Annotated in this window: 17 protein-coding genes, 1 pseudogene and 1 riboswitch; of the genes and pseudogenes, 15 read left to right on the top strand and 3 right to left on the bottom strand. The window is 57.8% G+C overall.

Annotated features, from left to right (window positions below):
• Positions 1-34 precede the first annotated feature (34 nt).
• From JD108_RS17185 to JD108_RS17160, 6 genes are all read left to right on the top strand, one after another.
• Positions 35-592, top strand: a complete 558-nt coding sequence (locus JD108_RS17185; RefSeq protein ID WP_198827213.1) for a Fe-S-containing hydro-lyase — start codon at positions 35-37, stop codon at positions 590-592.
• A 70-nt stretch (positions 593-662) separates the two neighbouring features.
• Complete coding sequence (locus JD108_RS17180; protein WP_198827212.1) at positions 663-1,541, top strand: HpcH/HpaI aldolase/citrate lyase family protein; 879 nt, start codon at positions 663-665, stop codon at positions 1,539-1,541.
• A 122-nt stretch (positions 1,542-1,663) separates the two neighbouring features.
• A riboswitch (guanidine-I (ykkC/yxkD leader) is annotated at positions 1,664-1,765 on the top strand.
• A 102-nt stretch (positions 1,766-1,867) separates the two neighbouring features.
• Positions 1,868-2,215, top strand: coding sequence for a DMT family transporter (locus JD108_RS17175; protein ID WP_198827211.1), 348 nt, complete (start codon positions 1,868-1,870; stop codon positions 2,213-2,215).
• The gene (locus JD108_RS17170; RefSeq protein WP_198827210.1) at positions 2,215-2,529 is read left to right on the top strand and encodes a DMT family transporter; all 315 of its coding nucleotides are present in this window, start codon (positions 2,215-2,217) and stop codon (positions 2,527-2,529) included. The genes JD108_RS17175 and JD108_RS17170 overlap by 1 nt, the downstream gene beginning before the upstream one ends.
• A 71-nt stretch (positions 2,530-2,600) precedes the next feature.
• Entirely contained in the window at positions 2,601-3,569 is a 969-nt protein-coding gene (locus tag JD108_RS17165) for an MraY family glycosyltransferase (RefSeq protein ID WP_198827209.1), read from the top strand.
• Between the two features lie 174 nt (positions 3,570-3,743).
• Positions 3,744-4,067 (top strand): aspartyl-phosphate phosphatase Spo0E family protein, encoded by a 324-nt coding sequence (locus JD108_RS17160; RefSeq protein WP_228728184.1) that lies wholly within the window; start codon positions 3,744-3,746, stop codon positions 4,065-4,067.
• Positions 4,068-4,135: 68 nt separating this feature from the next.
• On the opposite strand, the pseudogene JD108_RS17155 reads toward JD108_RS17160, so the two are convergent.
• A pseudogene (locus JD108_RS17155) lies at positions 4,136-5,190 on the bottom strand (DctP family TRAP transporter solute-binding subunit).
• A 178-nt stretch (positions 5,191-5,368) separates the two neighbouring features.
• Between JD108_RS17155 and JD108_RS17150 the strand changes: the two are divergent.
• The 6 genes from JD108_RS17150 (at position 5,369) to coaA (ending at position 12,054) form a co-directional block, all read left to right on the top strand.
• The gene (locus tag JD108_RS17150; protein ID WP_198827208.1) at positions 5,369-6,970 is read left to right on the top strand and encodes an ATP-binding protein; all 1,602 of its coding nucleotides are present in this window, start codon (positions 5,369-5,371) and stop codon (positions 6,968-6,970) included.
• Positions 6,971-6,974: 4 nt separating this feature from the next.
• Positions 6,975-7,676, top strand: coding sequence for a response regulator (locus JD108_RS17145; protein WP_267459350.1), 702 nt, complete (start codon positions 6,975-6,977; stop codon positions 7,674-7,676).
• Positions 7,677-7,751: 75 nt separating this feature from the next.
• Positions 7,752-9,446: a peptide ABC transporter substrate-binding protein gene (locus JD108_RS17140; RefSeq protein ID WP_228728183.1), complete on the top strand. Its 1,695-nt coding sequence runs from the start codon at positions 7,752-7,754 to the stop codon at positions 9,444-9,446.
• Between the two features lie 28 nt (positions 9,447-9,474).
• A complete protein-coding gene (locus JD108_RS17135) occupies positions 9,475-10,404 on the top strand; it encodes a S66 peptidase family protein (RefSeq protein WP_198827206.1) in 930 nt (309 codons plus the stop codon).
• 66 nt (positions 10,405-10,470) lie between these two features.
• Positions 10,471-10,959 (top strand): Dps family protein, encoded by a 489-nt coding sequence (locus JD108_RS17130; RefSeq protein WP_198827205.1) that lies wholly within the window; start codon positions 10,471-10,473, stop codon positions 10,957-10,959.
• A 159-nt stretch (positions 10,960-11,118) separates the two neighbouring features.
• Positions 11,119-12,054 carry a type I pantothenate kinase gene (gene coaA, locus JD108_RS17125; RefSeq protein WP_198827204.1) on the top strand — a complete coding sequence of 312 codons (936 nt, stop codon included), beginning with the start codon at positions 11,119-11,121 and terminating at the stop codon, positions 12,052-12,054.
• A 94-nt stretch (positions 12,055-12,148) separates the two neighbouring features.
• Here the strand turns inward: coaA and JD108_RS17120 are convergent, their stop codons facing one another.
• Both JD108_RS17120 and JD108_RS17115 read right to left on the bottom strand, forming a co-directional pair.
• Complete coding sequence (locus tag JD108_RS17120) at positions 12,149-13,288, bottom strand: glycosyltransferase family 4 protein (protein WP_198827203.1); 1,140 nt, start codon at positions 13,286-13,288, stop codon at positions 12,149-12,151.
• 240 nt (positions 13,289-13,528) lie between these two features.
• Positions 13,529-14,416: a LysR family transcriptional regulator gene (locus JD108_RS17115; protein ID WP_198827202.1), complete on the bottom strand. Its 888-nt coding sequence runs from the start codon at positions 14,414-14,416 to the stop codon at positions 13,529-13,531.
• A 139-nt stretch (positions 14,417-14,555) separates the two neighbouring features.
• Here JD108_RS17115 and JD108_RS17110 point away from each other — a divergent pair, with 139 nt between their 5' ends.
• From JD108_RS17110 to JD108_RS17100, 3 genes are all read left to right on the top strand, one after another.
• Positions 14,556-15,851, top strand: coding sequence for an NCS2 family permease (locus tag JD108_RS17110; RefSeq protein ID WP_198827201.1), 1,296 nt, complete (start codon positions 14,556-14,558; stop codon positions 15,849-15,851).
• 214 nt (positions 15,852-16,065) lie between these two features.
• Positions 16,066-17,451, top strand: a complete 1,386-nt coding sequence (locus JD108_RS17105) for a class II fumarate hydratase (protein WP_407649441.1) — start codon at positions 16,066-16,068, stop codon at positions 17,449-17,451.
• 84 nt (positions 17,452-17,535) lie between these two features.
• Positions 17,536-18,024, top strand: a complete 489-nt coding sequence (locus tag JD108_RS17100; protein WP_198827199.1) for a demethoxyubiquinone hydroxylase family protein — start codon at positions 17,536-17,538, stop codon at positions 18,022-18,024.
• The last annotated feature ends 245 nt before the right edge of the window (positions 18,025-18,269 follow it).

Genomic DNA, 18,269 nt, shown 5'->3' with positions numbered 1-18,269 from the left:
AGAAGCGGGACGGATGAGAGGGAGGAAAAAACGGATGCCAGCTATCGATATCACCACCCCCCTTCTGGGCGAAGCGGTCGACAGCCTCAGAGCCGGGGACCGCGTGCTGATCAGCGGCGTGATCTACGCCGCCAGAGATGCGGCCCACAAGCGGATGACCGAAGCCTTGGAGCGGGGGGAGCAGCTGCCCTTTGACGTCAGCGGGCAGGTGATTTACTACGTGGGGCCGACCCCGGCAAAGCCCGGGCAGGTGATCGGCTCGGCCGGGCCCACCACCAGCGGGCGGATGGATGCGTACACGCCCCGGCTGCTGCGGCTGGGGCTAAAAGGAATGATCGGCAAGGGCTATCGCAATCAGGAAGTACGGGAGGCGATCGTCGCCTGCGGTGCAGTCTATCTCGCCGCTGTAGGCGGTTCCGGAGCGCTTTTGGCCAAAACAATCCGCTCGCAGGAAGTGATCGCCTATGAAGACTTGGGGCCGGAGGCGGTGCGCAGGCTCGTCGTGGAAAAGTTCCCCGCCGTCGTCATCTATGACAGATACGGCAATGACCTCTACCAGCAAGGCGTGGAACGCTACCGCAAGTCCGATTGACACTTTGCCCGGAGCCACTGGTCTAAAAATCAATCATCGCACGTTTCATCGAAAAGGAGGCAGAGCGCTCATGTCCAGATTGCGTTCCTGGATGTTCGTCCCGGGAAACCAGCCGCGACGTTTGGAAAAGGTGAAGCACCTGCCGGCGGATGCTGTCATCTACGATCTGGAGGACGCGGTTCCGCTGGCGGAGAAGGGGCGGGCCCGGCAGCTGGTGAAGCAGGCATTGCGGGAAAACAACGGCCGCATGCAGTACGTCCGTGTAAACGACCCGTCTACCCCGTATTACGCCGAAGACCTGGCTGAAATGGCCGATCGAGGGCTGTCCGGCATCATGTTGCCGAAAGCAGCCACCGGGGAGCAGATCCTCGCGGTTGACCGGGAGCTGACGGCGCTGGAACAGCGGCGCGGGCTATTGGCAGGCTCCATCGAGATCGTCCCTCTGATCGAATCGGCGCAAGGCCTTTTTCATGCCTACGAGATTGCGTCAGCCGGCGCGAGGATCAGGCGTCTGGCATTTGGCTCCGTCGATTTTGCGCTGGATATCGGCGCGACGCTGACCAAAGAAGGCACAGAAATCCTCTTTGCCCGCTCCCAGCTCGTCGTCGTCTCCCGGGCCGCCGGGATTGAGCCGCCGATCGACGCGGTGTTTGCGGATGTGCTGGATCGGGAGGGGCTGCGACGAGATGCGCAGTTGGCGAGACAGCTCGGCTTTCAAGGCAAACTGGTCATCCATCCGGAGCAGCTCGCGATCGTCCATGCCTGTTTTTCTCCGACTGCCGAGGAGCTGGAGGAAGCCAGGATCATCGCGGCTGCATTTGAAGAGGCGCTCGCTGCCGGAAGTGCCTCCATCCAGGTAGACGGGAAGCTGGTCGACTATCCCGTGGCGGAGCGCGCCCGACGCCTGCTGCAAAGTGTCCAGCCGTTTGCGGAGCAAGAGCGAGAATGAGTGAGAATTAGAGAGATTCTCTCCCTGAGAAAGCAATGGAGGCTCCTCTGGCGGCGACAGCCGTTCAAAGCGGGCTTGATCGCCGCCCCTCTGTTTGCTATCGTAGAGGCAAATCATAGCGGCAATTGGTTTTCTAGGGTTCCGCAGCCGTCCGGCTGGCCAGGTCCGAGAGAAAACACACAGCCGTCGCGCTGTGGACACGGAGGGACAAAAGCCCGGGAGTATCGTTTTCGTCAAACGATATTCCCGTTTTTTTTTGTTTGCGGACGCAGCGCCAATCCGGTCCAATTGCCAAAACTAGATGTAAACAGGAGGGGGAGTCCGCGATGAACAGAGAGTGGGCAAAGGTCTTTTTTGCTGCATTTTTTGAAGTGTTTTGGGTGATCGGCCTCAAGCATGCGTACAACGTCTGGACCTGGCTGGGGACGGCTGTCGCGATCTACATCAGCTTTTACATGATGATCATGGCCGGGAAAAAATTGCCGGTGGGTACCGTCTACGCCGTCTTTGTCGGCTTGGGTACGGCGGGTACGGTCTTTGCGGAAATCGCCTTTTTCGGCGAGCCCTTTAAAGTCGCCAAAGTGTTGTTGATTTTGCTGCTGCTCGCGGGCGTGATCGGCTTGAAGCTGGTGACGCCGAACGAGGACGCGGAACAGAAGGGAGCCGATGCCTGATGGACTGGGTGTTACTGATCTTCGCAGGGATATGTGAGATGATCGGTGTAGCCATGATCGGTAAAATGCACCGGGATCAAAACTGGCAGTCGGTTGTCTTCATGCTGCTCGGTTTCGGCGCCAGCTTTTTGTTTCTCGCGCTGGCGATGAAAACACTGCCGATGGGCACGGCCTATGCGGTCTGGACCGGCATCGGCGCTTCGGGCGGCGCGATCCTCGGGATGGCGCTGTACGGGGAGTCGAGAGATTGGCGGCGCCTCTTCTTTATCTGTATCGTGCTCGGTGCGGCGGTCGGGCTGAAGGCCATCTCGTAGGGAAACAGGATCGACAAAATTCTGCCAATTCCCTATAATAGACGGGAAAGACAGGCTCTGTTTAGTAGGAGATGGTGACGATTTTCTATGTACTCTCGTTTCTGATTTCGTTCGCAATCGTGTACGTGTTGATACCGCCTCTGGGAAAATTGGCGTTTCGCCTTGATTTTGTTGACAAGCCGCGCAAGGACGTAGAGCGCAAGATTCACCGGGAGCCGATTCCACTGACGGCCAGCTACGCGATCTACATCGGATTTGCGGTTCCGTACCTGCTGTTCTCCGGCGAAGAGTGGCTCCAGACGATTGCCGTTTTGGCCGGGGGGCTTTTGCTTCTGATCATCGGCACTGTGGATGACTGGTACAAAACGCAGGGCAAAGACTTTTCTGCGCTGCCCAAGCTCATCGTCCAACTGTCAGCGGCGGTCCTCGTCTACGCTTCGGGCATCGCCTTTACCGGCTTTTACAATCCGCTCAGCGGCGAATACGTGCTGCTGCCGGTCTGGCTGCAGTTTATCCTGACGATCCTCTGGATCTTCGGCGTGACGACCGTGATTAATTTCTCCGACGGGATGGACGGGCTTGCGGGCGGACTTTCCGCCATATCGGCGGGGACGCTGTTTATCGTCGCCCTGGCCAAAGGGCAAGGCAATTCCGCGATCATGGCGATCATCCTCGTGGGGGTGGCTGTCGCTTACCTCAGGTACAACAAGCCGCCGGCCAAAGTGTTTATGGGAGATGCCGGTGCGACTTTCCTCGGGTTCATTCTCGGGGTGATTGCCCTGGACGGGGCGTTTAAGCAGGCGACGGTGCTCTCGCTGTTCATTCCGATCCTGGCGCTGGGCGTGCCCATTTTTGACAATCTGTTTGTGGTAACCAGGCGTTTTCTGGAGGGCAAGCCGATCTATCAAGCGGATGCCAGCCAGGCGCATTACCGGTTGCTGCGCACGGGCATGAATCAAAAACAGGTCGTAGCTTTTCTCTGCTTGATCAGTGTCTGCTTCAGCCTGACATCCATTATCCTGCTGTTGCTGCAGGTATAAATCACCGACAAAAGGCCTATTCCACTCGGCAGCGAGGGGGAATAGGCCTTTTTTGATGCATGTAGCAATTTGTCGTATTTTGTAAAACGTTTCCAATTTCTTGTCGACACGATTATGAAGGAACCCGTAATAGTATCATAGTAAAATATTCGCAGAAAGGGTTGAGCACTGGCTATGACCGTAGTCTTAGAAAAAGAAATTACTCTGCCCGCCAACCAGAAAGAAACGGATAAAAATAAACGACCCTCGTTGATGGTATACAGGAAAAAGCAGAAAAAAAGGACGCCCCTTCCGCAGGCAGGGCCGAAGGCAAAAGCATCCAAAGACCTATGGAACGAAAAGATAGACGAAGTGCAGCTGCTGGAGATGATCGAAACGCTGAAGGGAAAAATGAGCCAGCTGGTCAAAGAAAAAGGATTGGGTCACCAATCGGTTGTTGAAATCAGCCAGCAGCTCGATGAATATATCGTCCAATTTCAGCGAATGATTCGCAAGTAATTGGGATACAGGCTTTGGTGTGAACCCCCGAACGCTTCCCGGCGTTCTTTTTTTTGTCCGGTATCCCCTTATCGCGGCGCATGCAGCTTTTCCAGCTCCTCCATGATCCTTTGGCCGATCACCGGCGTAAACATGTCGTACACCGGCTGCAGCGCTTCCTGCCAGACGGCCAGCTCCTCGGGGGATAGCACATGGATCTCCAGCGACGTTTTCTGCAGCTGCTGCCATTGCTGCTCGTTGATGGAGAGGGCCAGCTGGTTGCTGTAGGCGGTCGTCTCCGCCAAAGCGTCGCTGATGATCGCCTGGGTCTCGGGGGAGAGCTGGTCCCAAAAGCGTTTGTTCATAATCACGGCGTAGCCGAGGTAGCCGTGGTTGCTCAAGGTCAGGTATCGCTGCACCTGATACAGCTTGCAGTGTAGATGTTGGAGATGGTGTTCTCTTGCCCGTCCACCTGGCCACTGGCCAGCTTCTGATAGACATCGGTGAAGGAAGCGCCGTAGCCTTTGGCTCCCAGCGCCTGAAACTGGGCTTCCAGCACCTTGCTCTGGATGATCCGGAAGCGCTGTCCGGCAAAATCCTCCGGGGTGCGGATCGGCCGATTGCTGGTCATCTGCTTGAACCCGTTGTTCCAGAAAGCCAGCCCTTTCATATCGAGCGGCTCCAGGCATTGGAACAAAAGCCGCCCCATCTCCCCCTGAAACGCCTCCTCCGCTTCGGCGTGGCTCCGAAAGACAAAGGGCAGATCGAGGACGGCCCACTCGGGTATCTGGTCCGCCAGATTGGAAAAGGCCGGGGCAATCATCTGGATGTCGCCCCTTCTCAATGCGGCATATTCCGTCTTGTCCGAATAGAGGATGCCGTTGGGAAAGACCTGCACCTCGATGCGGCCGTTTGACTTCTCTTTGACCAGCCGGGAAAAGCGTTCGACGGCCAGCCCTTTCGGCGTATTCTCCGCGACGACGTGGCTGAATTTAATGATCAGGCGCTCCTGCAATCCCTCCTGCTCCTCGTCGTATTCCAGCGGAGCAAAAGGCAGGTCGGCTCGAAAACCGATCAGGATCGCGCTCAAAAAGCCCAGAATGACGATCAAGGTGATGCTGAGAAATGATTGGTTGACAGACACCTGCGAATCCCTCGCTTTTTCCAGCTGTTTCCTGGCATCACTCCTATCATAGCAGATTCATTCGTCGGAATAGTATAAAAATTTCAGCCCCTTTTTGGTAGAATAAGGGATAGATTGAAACACTCGCGGGAAAGGAAGAGCCGCACTGATCACGAAACTGAAAATCCAAGGGAAAATCATGCTCCTGTCCGTCGGAATCGTCCTGTTCTCGCTGTTGATCGGCGGCATCATCCTCTTGGGCAGCATCATCCGCATCACCGAGGATGATCTGGAGCTGCGCCTGATGACCACAGCGCGGACCGTAGCCGAAATCTCCGCGATCCAGAAAAGCATCCAGGAGCCGGACGGCTGGAAGGTGATTGCCCCTGTCGTGCGCAGGATCCGCATCGTCAATGATGTCACCTATATCGTGGTGATGAATATGGACAGGGTTCGCTATGCAGACCCGCTGGACGAGCGCATCGGCACGGTCTTTCGCGACAGGCATGCGGAAGCGGCTTTTGCCGAGCACAGCTACCTGCAAAAGGTGCGGGGGGAGATGGGAACGGCGCTGCGGGCCTATGTTCCCCTGATGGACGAGGAGCATGAGCAGGTGGGCGTCGTCATGGTGGGCCACGTGCTGCCCGGCCTCTGGGAGATCGTCAGCAACCAGCGGGAGAATATCGTCATCACCTTTCTCCTCTCGCTCTTTTTTGGCATGTGGGGCTCCTATCTCTTGGCCCGCCATATGAAGAGGCAGATGCTCAATATGGAGCCGGAGGAAATCGCCCGCATGCTGGTAGAGCGGACCGCCACTTTTCACGGCATGCGCGAGGGAGTCATCGCCATCGATCTGCAGGAGCGGATCACGATCTTCAACGACCGGGCCAAGCAGATTTTTCACATTGAGGGAGACGTGCTGGGCAGGCCGATACGCGAGGTGATCCGGGATACCGCTCTGCCGGAGGTATTGGAAAAAAGGCAGAATTTCTACGATCACGAGCTGCGTGTGGGCAATACCCTGCTCTGGTCCAACCGCTTCATGATCAAAGTGGACGAAAAGGTGGTGGGAGCCATCGCGATTTTTCAGGACCGGACGGAAGTGGCCCGGATGGCGGAAGAGCTGACCGGGGTCAAAGCATTCGTCGAGGCACTAAGGGTTCAAAATCACGAACACATGAACAAGCTCCATACGATTGCCGGCCTGCTGCAGCTGAACCAGCAGGAAAAGGCGCTGGAGTACGTGTTTGACATTCGCGTCCAGCAGGAGGAGCTGACCTCCTTCTTGAGTGCGCGGATCGAAAGCGACAGCGTGTCCGGGCTGTTGATGGGCAAAGTCAGCCGGGGCAAAGAGCTGGGAATTCGCGTCGTGATCGACAGGAGAAGTCATCTGGAGCGTTTTCCTCCCCATCTGGACCAGCATCATTTTGTGCTGATTCTGGGCAATTTGATCGAAAATGCCTTCGATGCGCTGGAGAGCAGCAGCCAGCCCGACAAAGAAGTCTCGATCAGCATCGCCCAGGACGAAGAGACCTGCTCGCTGATGGTGGAGGACAACGGCGATGGCATGGAGCCCGAGGTGCAGCAGCGGATGCTGGAGCGGGGCTTTTCCACCAAAAAGACGGAGCATCGCGGCATCGGGCTCTACCTGGTCGATCAGCTGGTGAAAAAGGGACGGGGAGAGCTGAGCTGTCAATCGCAGCCCGGGCATGGGACGAGCATCGTGATTACATTTCCGATGAAGGAGGCAGAGGCCGGTGAACAAGCGAGATTCGCTGCGAGTGGTCGTCATAGAGGATGATCCGATGGTGCAGGAGGTGAACAGGCGGTTCATCGAACGCGTCCCTTCCTTTCAGGTGGCGGGTGTCGCGGTGAACGGAATCGAAGGGATCCGCATGGTCCGCGAGCTGCACCCCGATCTGGTCATCATGGATGTGTTCATGCCAATGCAGGACGGCATTCAGACGCTAAAAGAGCTGCGTGCCCAGGGGCTGGCCGTCGACGTCATCGCGATCACGGCGGCAAAGGATAAGCGGACAATCCAGACCATGCTGAGAAGCGGTGTCGTAGACTACATCATTAAGCCGTTTACCTTTGAGCGGATCAGACAGTCGCTGGAGAGCTACCGGGCCTATCGCTCCGGATTGGATGCGGAGGGAGTCGCCTCCCAGGAGGAAGTGGACCGGCTGCTGTTTCGCACCAGCATGGAAGGCAGCCCCCTCGAAGAGCGAGGCTTCGGCGGGTCATGGTCCCACGGCTTCGCTCCGTTGAGGGAGGAGACTCTTCCCAAAGGACTGCATCTGATTACGCTGGAGCAGATCATCGGACAGCTGCATAGTGCCACCTTGCCGCTCTCGGCGGAGGAGGTGGCGGAGAGGGTAGGCATCGCGCGGGTCACGGCCAGGCGCTATTTGGAGCATCTGGAGAAGACGGGACGCGTCAAACGGGATGTCGCCTACGGAGGCGTCGGCCGCCCGACGAATCGCTACGCGCTGCTCGTTACATGAGATAGGGCGGACGGGAGACAATACACCTGCATCGCCTCGTGCCGGGGCGGGAGTAGACAGCAGGAGGTAGTAGATGTGAAGCGCTATGTCCCCCATCTGCTCAGTATGGTTTTCTTGTGCTCGGCGCCTCTGACGGGAGCGGCGAGCGGCGACGGTGCAGCATTGGCCGGCCGGTTCGAATCCGCTGTCCGCGCAGAGCCCGTCATGCGAGCGGAATCTGCCGTACGGGCCGGATCTGGAGTTCAGGATGAGACGTCCCAGATTCTCCGCTTGAACATAGAGGAGCCGGCGACGCTGGACCCGGTCTTCGCCGAGGATACGGTCTCCGGCGCGGTGATTCGCGCCCTCTTTGACGGCCTGACGAGGCTGGATGAAGCAGGCAAGCCGATCGCCTCGGTGGCATCGGAGATGAAGGTATCGGCCGATCGGACGACGTATACCTTTCGATTGAGGGACTCCCGGTGGAGCAACGGCGATCCGGTGACAGCCCACGACTTCGAATTCGCCTGGAAGCACGCCTTGGATCCCCAGACGGGCTCGCCGGCAGCTTACCAGTATTTCGCGCTGAAAAACGCCAGGGCTTTTCACGCGGGAAAAGCGGGCAAGGGGGATGTCGGCGTCCGCGCACTGGATGACCGGACGCTTACCGTCACTTTGGAGTACCCCATGCCGTACTTCCCGACGCTTGTCTCCGGCTGGATGCCGATTCCGAAAAAGGTGGCAGCCGCCAATCCCGATTGGGCCAGAAAACCGCAGACGCTGGTCGGCAACGGTCCCTTTACGCTGCACGTCTGGGAGCATAAAAACAAGCTGATCCTGGTCAAAAACGACAGCTACTGGGAAAAGGAAGCCGTCCGGCTGGAGCGGATCGAATTCTCGATGATCGCGGATGCCAACACGGAGCTGGCGCTGTTTGAAAACGGCGATTTGGACTGGGCGGGCGGGCCGATCAGCAGCTTGCCCACGGATGCCATCGATCCGCTCAAGCGGGAGGGCAAGCTGAAAACCGAGCCGAAGGCGACGTCGTATTACCTCCGTTTCAATGCGGAGCGGCCTCCGTTTACCCATCCCAAAGTGCGAAAAGCCTTTGCCTATGCGATCAATCGGCAGGAGATTGCGGAGAACATCGGGCAGGCCGGCCAGACGCCGCTGATGGGAATCACGCCCCTCGCAGCCTCGCTCAAGCCGGAGGGATTTTTCGCCGACTGCCAGCCCGATCTGGCCCGCAGGCTTCTCGCCGAAGGGATGAAGGAACTGGGGCTGGACGAGCTGCCGGAGATCACCTATCTGTACAATACGTCGGACCGCAACAAAGCGATCGCGGAAGCGCTCCAGGCCGCCTGGAAAAAAGAGCTGGGCGTACAGGTCAAACTGGTAAACAAAGAGACAAAGGTTATCCTGGACGATCAGGTACAGGGGAAGTTCTCGATCACCCGTTCCGGCTGGACAGCCGACTACCTCGATCCCGTCAATTTTCTGGAAAAGTACGTGGATAAGTACAGTGCCAGCAATATTACCCGCTGGCATCATCCGGCCTATGCGGAGTTGATCCGCAAAGCGCACCGGGAGACGGACGAAGTTCGGCGCAAGAAGCTGTTGCTGCAAGCGGAGACACTGCTGATGGAAGAGATGCCGCTCACAGGCCTGTTCAGCGATGTCCATGCATGGGTGCAGCATGAGAAAGTAAAAGGAGTCCGCATCGATCCGCTCAGCAAGATTGACTGGAAATGGGCGTATATCGAGGAGAGAAGAGATTTTTCGCAGGAATAACCTACCAGGGGAGAGGAGAAGGGTGAAGATGAACAAAGGAAAGGCGATTCGCCCCGGAGATACCATCGGTCTGACTGCTCCGGCCAGCCCGTGTCCGCCGGAGGTTTTGCCGCGGGCAGTGGCCTGTTTGGAAGCGTGGGGATTTCGCGTCCAGGTGGGCGAGACCTGCACGCAGAGCTTTGGAGGCTATTTGAGCGCGCCGGCGGAGATCAGGGCGGCGGAGATCAACCGCATGTTTGCCGATCCAAAGGTGGATGCCATCATGTGCCTGCGCGGCGGGTACGGCACGCCGCAGCTTTTGGAGCTGCTCGACTACGCGTGCATCGCCGCCCATCCCAAGCTGTTGATCGGCTACAGCGACATTACGGCTTTGCATGCCGTTCTTCAGCAGGAGGCTGGCCTTGCGACATTGCATGGACCGATGGCTTCTTCCGATCTCGCCGGAGACTTGGACCAGCCGTCGCGGGACTGGCTGTTTCACGCGATGACCAGTGCGGAGCCTCTGGGGGAGATTCGCAATCCGCACGGGGAGGAGATCCTCTGCTTGATGGATGGATCGGCCGCAGGTCCCATCATCGGGGGCAATCTCTCGCTCGTCGCCGCGCTGGCCGGCACTCCCTATCAGCTCGATACCAGGGGGAAGCTGCTGTTCCTGGAGGATGTGGACGAGGAACCGTACCGCGTTGATCGCATGCTGACGCAGCTGGCTCTCGCGGGCGCCTTTGACGACTGTGCCGGCATCATTTTTGGCACCTGGGAAAACTGCATTCCGAAAAAACGGGACAGCTTTTCCGTGCTCGAGGTAGTAACCCAGATCGTCCTGCCCTACCGTAAGCCGACGATCTGGAATGTTCAGGCCGGCCATGGTTCCACCCACCTCGCCCTGCCGTTTGGCGTGCATGCCCGCCTCGATGCGGAAGCAGGCAGGCTGGTGATCGAGGAAAGCCTCGTCGAATAATTGCCAGTCCATAGCGGGACAATAACTAGCGATCTCACTTACCAATCCGGAAAGGATGAAAGACTGATGAGCAGTTCTTTGCACGCCGTGCTCAACAAGCAGATCGCCAACTGGTCCGTTCTGTACAAAAAGCTGCACCACTATCACTGGTTCGTGAACGGGCCGCACTTTTTTACGCTGCATGCCAAGTATGAGGAATTCTACAACGAAGCGGCCCGCTATGTGGACGAACTGGCAGAGAGGCTGCTGGCCATCGGCGGCAAGCCTGTATCTACGATGAAAGCCTGTCTGGAGACGGCCAGCCTGCGGGAAGCATCCGGAGGCGAGTCGGCAGAGGCTACTGTTGAAGCGATTGTCGCGGATTTTCAGACGCTGATCCGGGAACTGGAGGAAGGCATGGCGGTTGCGGAAAAGGAAAATGACCAGCCGACCCTGGACATGTTCGTCGGAATCAGCGGCAGTCTGCAAAAGCACGTCTGGATGCTGCAGGCTTTTTTGGGCAAAGAGGCCGTGGAACCGCCGCGCCGCACGCCGGTTATGGCTGGCTCCCGCTAGCAGTATCCCCGCAAAAAAGACGCGAAAAAACCCGTATGCCGAAAACACCGGCGACGGGTTTTTTGCATCAAAATTGTTTGCAAGAGCAAATGCAGGTGTTACACTATGGGGGGATTACCGGAAGAGAGGATTCGACCGAGGAAAGGATGTACGGTTCCGATGGCATCACCTTATGTTACCTTCAGTAGGGAGCAGTGGAGAGGACTGCGGGCTTCCACACCGCTCACCATTTCCGATGAAGAACTGGCGTACTTGCAGGGATTGAATGAAAGGCTCTCCCTCTCGGAAGTGGCTGATATCTATCTCCCGCTTTCCCGGCTGCTTAATCTGCATGTAGGCGCCACGCAGGAGCTGTATCAGGCCACACATACATTTTTGGGCAATCTGGAAAAGAAGGTGCCCTTTATTATCGGGATTGCCGGCAGCGTCGCCGTCGGCAAGAGCACAACAGCCCGTATTTTGCAAACGCTTTTATCCCGTTGGCCGAATCATCCCAAAGTGGATCTGATTACGACGGACGGTTTTCTCTATCCCAACCGCGTACTGGAAGAGCGCGGCTTGATGAAGCGCAAGGGCTTTCCGGAAAGCTACAACACCGGGCGGCTGATCTCCTTTTTATGCGATGTAAAGTCAGGGGTCCCGGAAGTGGCCGCCCCCGTCTATTCCCACCTGGTCTACGACATCGTCCCGGATGAATGGCAGCTGGTGCGCGAGCCGGACATCCTGATCGTCGAGGGCCTCAATGTCCTGCAGACTCCGGTGGATGAGAAGCAGCGGCGGCTGTCGGAAGTGTTCGTCTCTGATTTCTTTGACTTTTCCATCTACGTGGATGCCGACGAGGAAGCGATCAAAAAGTGGTATATCGACCGCTTCAAGCTGCTGCGCCAGACGGCCTTCTCCAATCCGGCTTCCTATTTCCGGCGCTACGCCAGCCTGTCGGATGAAGAAGCCATCGAGGTGGCGACCGGCATCTGGAACGAGATTAACGGGATCAATCTGCGCAATAATATCCTGCCGACGCGTGGACGAGCCCGCCTCATCCTGGAAAAGGGCGAGGATCATATGATTCAGACTGTTCGCTTGCGAAAATTATAAGGGAAATAGGAGAAGGGGCTGTCCCAAACGTCTGATTTGCAGACGGAGGGGCGGCCTCTTTTTTTATGGCCATGGACACGGATACATGGGGCATCTATCGAGAACCAATCTGTCGATACTGCCTTTTTAACTGATGTACAGTGCGGTGCCAGCTGAAAGAGGAGACGATTCCCTGTCTTCCGCCGTGAGCCAGCCGCCTTCTCAGCTCGGGGGAAGCCATGATTTTGCCGATGGCGCGCGCAAAGGCAGCGGGGCTTGTATAGGCATGGACGAGCAGACCGCTTCTGCCATGCGTGACTACATTGCGAACCCCTCCCCGGCTGGAGGCTACCAGCGGGATGCCGGATGCCATCGCTTCCGAATTGACGGTGGCGAAACCTTCCCGGAACTGGGTCGGACAGACAAAGACATCGCCGAGATGGTACATACGGTGGACATGGGCGGGCGGGATGTAGCCGGTAAAGCGGATCGGGACGCGCAGACGGGAGGCCAGGCTGCGGACGTGGCGCATGTACGGCGTCTGCCGTCTCACTCCCGGCCAGGAGGAGCCGACTGCGACGATTCGCATGCGCGTATGCTTCTTTCTCAGCAGGGCCACGGCGCGGACGATGGTGTGCAGCCCTTTTTTATAGATGATTCGGCCGACAAACAGCACGTTGAACGAACCTGCCACCCCCCATCTTCTGCGGATCTGCTGCTTTTCGGACGGGGAGCGGGGCCGAAATTTGGCCGTGTCGCAGCCGAGGGTAGCTGTCCGAAATTTATGGGCGTACCGGGGATAGCGCCTTTTCATGGTGTGGGTCACAAAGGAGACGACGGAGGTGACCCCGTTGACCTGACGCAAAATGGAATGGGCTCTCTCGCGTGACAGGAATGACATGAAGGTCAAGGAATGAAGCGACAGCAGGATGGGGGTGTGCGGAAAATAGCGGCGAACGATGGGGACAAAGGTGGGGCGATTTTCAATCTGGATGACATCGAAATGCTGGCCGGAGACGCTCTGCATCGCTTTGTGAATATAAGCCGCCCTGTTGCCGGTAGAGATCCGGATGAATTTCAGATTGCCTCCCAGCGAGCTGCTGGTACGCGGCAAACGGCTGTGGGAGCGGCTGATCAGGACGACTTTATCCGTCTCTGCCATGCGCCGAAAGATGTTGTAGATCGCGGACTCGACCGAGCCCCCTTTGATCGGGGGGACGGGGAGCTGCTCTGGTGCGATGACCAGTATTCGCATGCATTCACCTCCTTTCCGTCCAGTCAATCGTGACATTCTATGCGCAGGGCTTTCGCGATTCTATAGGCGGCTGTTCCCTCCGCTCCGCAAGAGGCGCGGCGGATGGCTGGCCGCCCTTCTCTCTCTTCACTTCCGGAGCGGAGCTACCGAGGAACCCGTCCATTTCCCACTCGGAATGGAGCCTCCAGAGGCCTCTTCGGTCGTCTGTCCCGAACTCGGAGGCTGCACACGCCTCACCAATCAGTGCTCGATTTCTCCCAAGGCGAACATGTCAATAAAGCGGAGGGCGGCTTTGGAGAGGTGGCGCTCTGTCTGCCAGACGATGGCGGAGGAGGAGCTGATGGAGGTGCCGGTGATGTCGAGGCAGCCGATGTTTGCCTGCGGCTGTGTCTCCCATGCTGAACGGGGGACGATCGCGGCAGCCACCCCGGCTCTCACCATGCTGACGATCAGCGGCAGGTCCGGGCACTCGCAGATGACGTTCGGCGTGACGCCGAGCCGGGCGAACTCTTTGTTCAAAAGTTCATAGATGCCAAGACCGGGCGTGCTGGGCATGATAAGAGGGTGGCGGGCGATCTCCTGCATCGGGATGCTGGACTGGCCGAACAGCGGCGACGCGGCAGGGACGATCAGGACAAAGCGCTCCTCCAAAAGCGGGATGGTGGTGCAGTTGGTCAGCGAGTGGGGAAGGCGGACGACGGCGACTTCGATGGTGCGCTGATCCAGCCATTGGCTGAGGAGCTGGGTGTCTCCTTTCCACACTTTGTACGTGATCAGGGGATAGCGCGACTGGAACTGACGGATATGGTCCGGCAGCCGGTACGAAGAGAGCGCGCTGACCCCGATCGAGAGCGTCCCGCGCACGCCATCCCCCGTCTCTTTTACTTCGGCTAGCGCTTCCTCCATCTGGTGTACGATATTGAGGGCTTGTTTGTACAAGGTCTGGCCGGCTTGCGTGAGCGCAATTTTTTTGCCCACCCGCTCCACCAGTTCTACTCCCAGCTCTTCCTCCATCTGCTTCAACTGCTGGCTGAGCGGAGGCTGTGCCATGCGCAATCGGCGGGCGGCTCCTGTAATCTGGCCTTCCTCTGCGATGGCGATAAAATAACGAAGTTGCCTGATATCCACGCAGGTATTCCTCTCTTTCATAGGGAAACGATATGATTTTTAGATAAAACAAATATTTTTTATATTGATAAACCTATGATAGCATAAGTCTCGTTGTCAAAATCAAGAGATAGATAGGAGAGAAAGAAGGGACAGATGCGTGCGCAGTTTGCTGGAGAGGCTCTTTCAGCTTCGTGCTGGAGAAACCACTGTAAAAAGAGAAGTTATTGCCGGAATGATCGGCTTTATTACGATTGTCTACATTGTCGCGGTGAACGCTTCGATTCTGGAGGATGCCGGCATCCCTCTGGAAGCGGGGATTTTGGCGACGGTCCTGACTGCCTTTGCGGGATCGCTGCTAATGGCTTTTTGGGCCAATGCCCCCATCCTGCTGGTGCCGGGGATGGGAATCAATGCCTTGTTTACGTATACCTTGTGTCAGACGATGGGCTTGCCATGGCAAGAGGCGCTGGCCACCGTTTTTCTGTCCGGCGTCATTTTTACCGTCCTGGCGTTTACTCGGGCGGCGGCATTGCTCTCGGCTGCCATCCCGCATTCGCTGAAAGAAGCGATTACGGTCGGAATCGGCCTGTTTCTCACGTTTATCGGCCTGCAAAAAGGGGGACTGGTCGTTACCCATCCGACGACCTATCTGGCGCTGGGCGATTTGGCCAGTCCCGAAGTATGGGTGACGCTGGCAGCGCTGGCCGTCACCGTGGTGCTGTTCGTCCGCGGCGTTCCGGGCCATTTTCTGATCGGGATCGGGGCCGGGACCGGTCTCGCGTGGCTGCTGGGTCTCATCGAGCCGGGTCAGGGAGCGAGCGGGATTTCGCTGGATACCTACGGCCAGGTGTTTGCCGGTTTTTCCTTCAGCCAGATGGCGACCCTGCCTTTTTGGGCGGCTACGTTTTCCCTGACCATGGTGATTGTTTTTGAAAATATCGGGTTGGTGCACGGACATACGGAGATGATGGGGCAGCCGGAAAAATTTCGGCGCAGTCTGCAGGCCACCGCGATTTCGACGGCTTTGTCCGGTATCTTCGGCACCAGTCCGACGGTATCCACCGTGGAATCGGCGGCGGGAATCGCGGCCGGGGCCCGGACAGGACTTGCCTCGCTCGTGGCGGGCCTGTTGTTTCTGCTGTCGCTGTTCTTTCTGCCGGTGATGAGGATGATCCCGGACAGTGCGATTGCTCCGGTCCTGATCATCATCGGGGCATTGATGCTGCAAAATGTGCAGAATATCAACCTGCGGGATTTTACCGAAGGATTCCCCGCCTTTCTCATTATCGCCCTGATTCCGCTGTCGTACAGCATCGTAGACGGCATCGCCTTCGGTTTTGTCGCCTACCCGCTGCTGAAGCTCGCGCTCGGAAAGAGAAAGGAAGTGCCGGCACTCCTGTATGTCGTCGCCGGCCTGTTTTTGCTCAATATGGTATTGCCGATCCTGGCATGACGGACGGCTGCCGCGATCGAGTGAGCCGTCTCTGGCGCACAGCTGCGCCGGAGGGGGCTTTTTGCCACGCCCGCAAGGCCCAGCAAAAAGACCATCCCGCCGGATCCGTTAGCAGCCTCTCTCCACGCCCCCTGCTCCTGGCAGATGACTGGAAACGGGAGCGCTGGGAAAAATAGTCCTGTATGACAATGCGAACGTACCGAAGGGGGAAAGTATAGTGAACGATCAGGCAGTACGCATCGGACGAGATACCCTGGGGGAAGTGAGGATTCCGGCCAATGCCCTGTACGGGCCGCAGACGCAGCGGGCCGTCGAGAATTTTCCCATCAGCGGCCTCAGGCTGCAGCGGGCTTTTATCCGGGCGCAAGGGTTGATCAAGGCTTCTGCTGCCTACGCCAATATGGTGACCGGCCAACTGGACGAGCAAAAGGCCCGGGCCATCATCCAGGCGGCGGAGGAAGTGATCGACGGGATGTGGGACCATCAGTTCGTCGTCGATGCCTTTCAGGCAGGAGCGGGGACTTCGCAGAATATGAATGCCAATGAAGTGATCGCCAATCGGGCGACACAGCTTCTGGGCGGACAGATCGATCAGGGGCTGGTCCATCCCAATGATCATGTCAACATGGCCCAATCCACGAACGATACCATTCACGTCGCAATCAACATCGCCGGGGCCGAGCTGGTGCATCACGTGCTGCTGCCCGTCCTCGACAGAACCGTGCAGGTGCTGTGGAGCAAGGCAGAGCAGTTCATGCCGATCATCAAGGCGGGCCGCACCCATTTGCAGGATGCCGTCCCGATCCGGATGGGACAGGAATTTTCCGGCTATGCCCAGACGCTGGCGAGCGCGGCGGAACGCATCCGTCAAAGCTCCGCCCGCCTGTATGAAATCGGGCTGGGCGGAAATGCCGTCGGCACCGGGATCAATGCGCATCCGGAGTACGCCGAGCGGGCGATTCAGGAGATCGCCCGCCGCACCGGTCTTCCTTTCGTCCCGCCGCGCAACCGCTTCGCCTTCATGCAGAACACGTCGGCGGCGCTGGAGGTGCACGCGGCGGTAAAAGAGCTGGCCGTTCACGTGATTAAGCTCACGAGCGACCTGCGGCTCCTCAGCTCCGGTCCCCGGACGGGGCTGGCCGAAGTGCAGCTTCCCGCCGTCCAGCCGGGCTCGTCGATCATGCCGGGAAAAGTGAATCCCGTCATCCTGGAGATGTCGTATATGGTGGCCGCGCAGGTGATCGGCAATGACGCGACGATCACCCTGGCCGGATGCGGCAGTCAGCTGGAGATCAACGTGATGATGCCGGTCATCGCGTACAATCTGCTGCAGTCCCTCTTGATCATGTCCAGCATGCTGGATGTGCTGAGGGAAAAATGTCTGGTCGGACTGGAAGCGAATGAGGCCCAGTGCGCCAAGTGGATGGCGGCGAGCCTGTCCCTGGTGACGGCGCTCAATCCGCTGATCGGATACGACAAGGCGGCGGCGCTGGCCAAGCAAGCCTTTTCGGAGGACAAAACGCTGGAGCAAGTGATCAGGGAGGCCGGGCTTTGGACGGCGGAGATCGAGCAGGCGCTGCGGCCGGAGAGGATGGTCTGACTCCGGCTGTGCTCTTGCAGACATGCATCATTTGATGGGTGGGTGCATATCCTGACAGGGAAAAAGCAGGAGGAGTCAGAATCGATGAATGGATATTGGTACGGACCCTATGGCTATTCCACGTATACGCCGATCAAGCCTGTATCGATGGACCGCTATGATGATCGCCTGGATGTCGTGACCGGGATGATTCGGGAAGGAATCGCCGGCGAGCGATCTGACGAGCTGTTCTACGATTACCTGATCAGCGTCGCCCCGACTCAACAGGAGAAGGACGTCATCACCAGCATTCGCGATGATGAGCGGAAGCATCGGCGCCTGTTCCGGCAGCTGTATGCGCAGCTCACGGGACAGCGTCCGGGCGCGGCGGAGGAAGGGGAGGCTTTTCAGCGTCCAGCCAGCTACCTGTCCGGGATCGAGCAAGCGCTGATGGGCGAGTTGAAAGCCTTTGAGCGATATCGGACGATTTACCGCCACATCCCGCAGCAGTACCGGGACACCCTCTTTGAAATCATGACCGATGAATTAAAGCATGCCAGCTACTACAATTGGCTGTACGCCAAAAATAAATAAAAGCGGCCTTCGTCCCGCTCCGCCATTGGTAACAGATGGCGAGAAGCATTCTTGTCACGCAAGACAGGGGGGAGAGACAGGACAGATAGGGCCACAGTCTTAACCGTCTAGAGCCTTTCCATGGCTTTAGGCGGTTTTTTGCTGATCAGAGGAGGAGTGTGCAAAAATTTATGTAACATTCACATAACATTTAGACATGTCTTATAAAATCAGGAAATACAGGGAGGAAAGTGCAAACTCCAAAG

Origin of the sequence: Brevibacillus composti, from assembly GCF_016406105.1 — a bacterium.
Classification (GTDB): domain Bacteria; phylum Bacillota; class Bacilli; order Brevibacillales; family Brevibacillaceae; genus Brevibacillus; species Brevibacillus composti.
The sequence above is the reverse complement of the archived record's forward strand: the minus strand, read 5'-3'. Positions and strand labels throughout refer to the sequence as shown.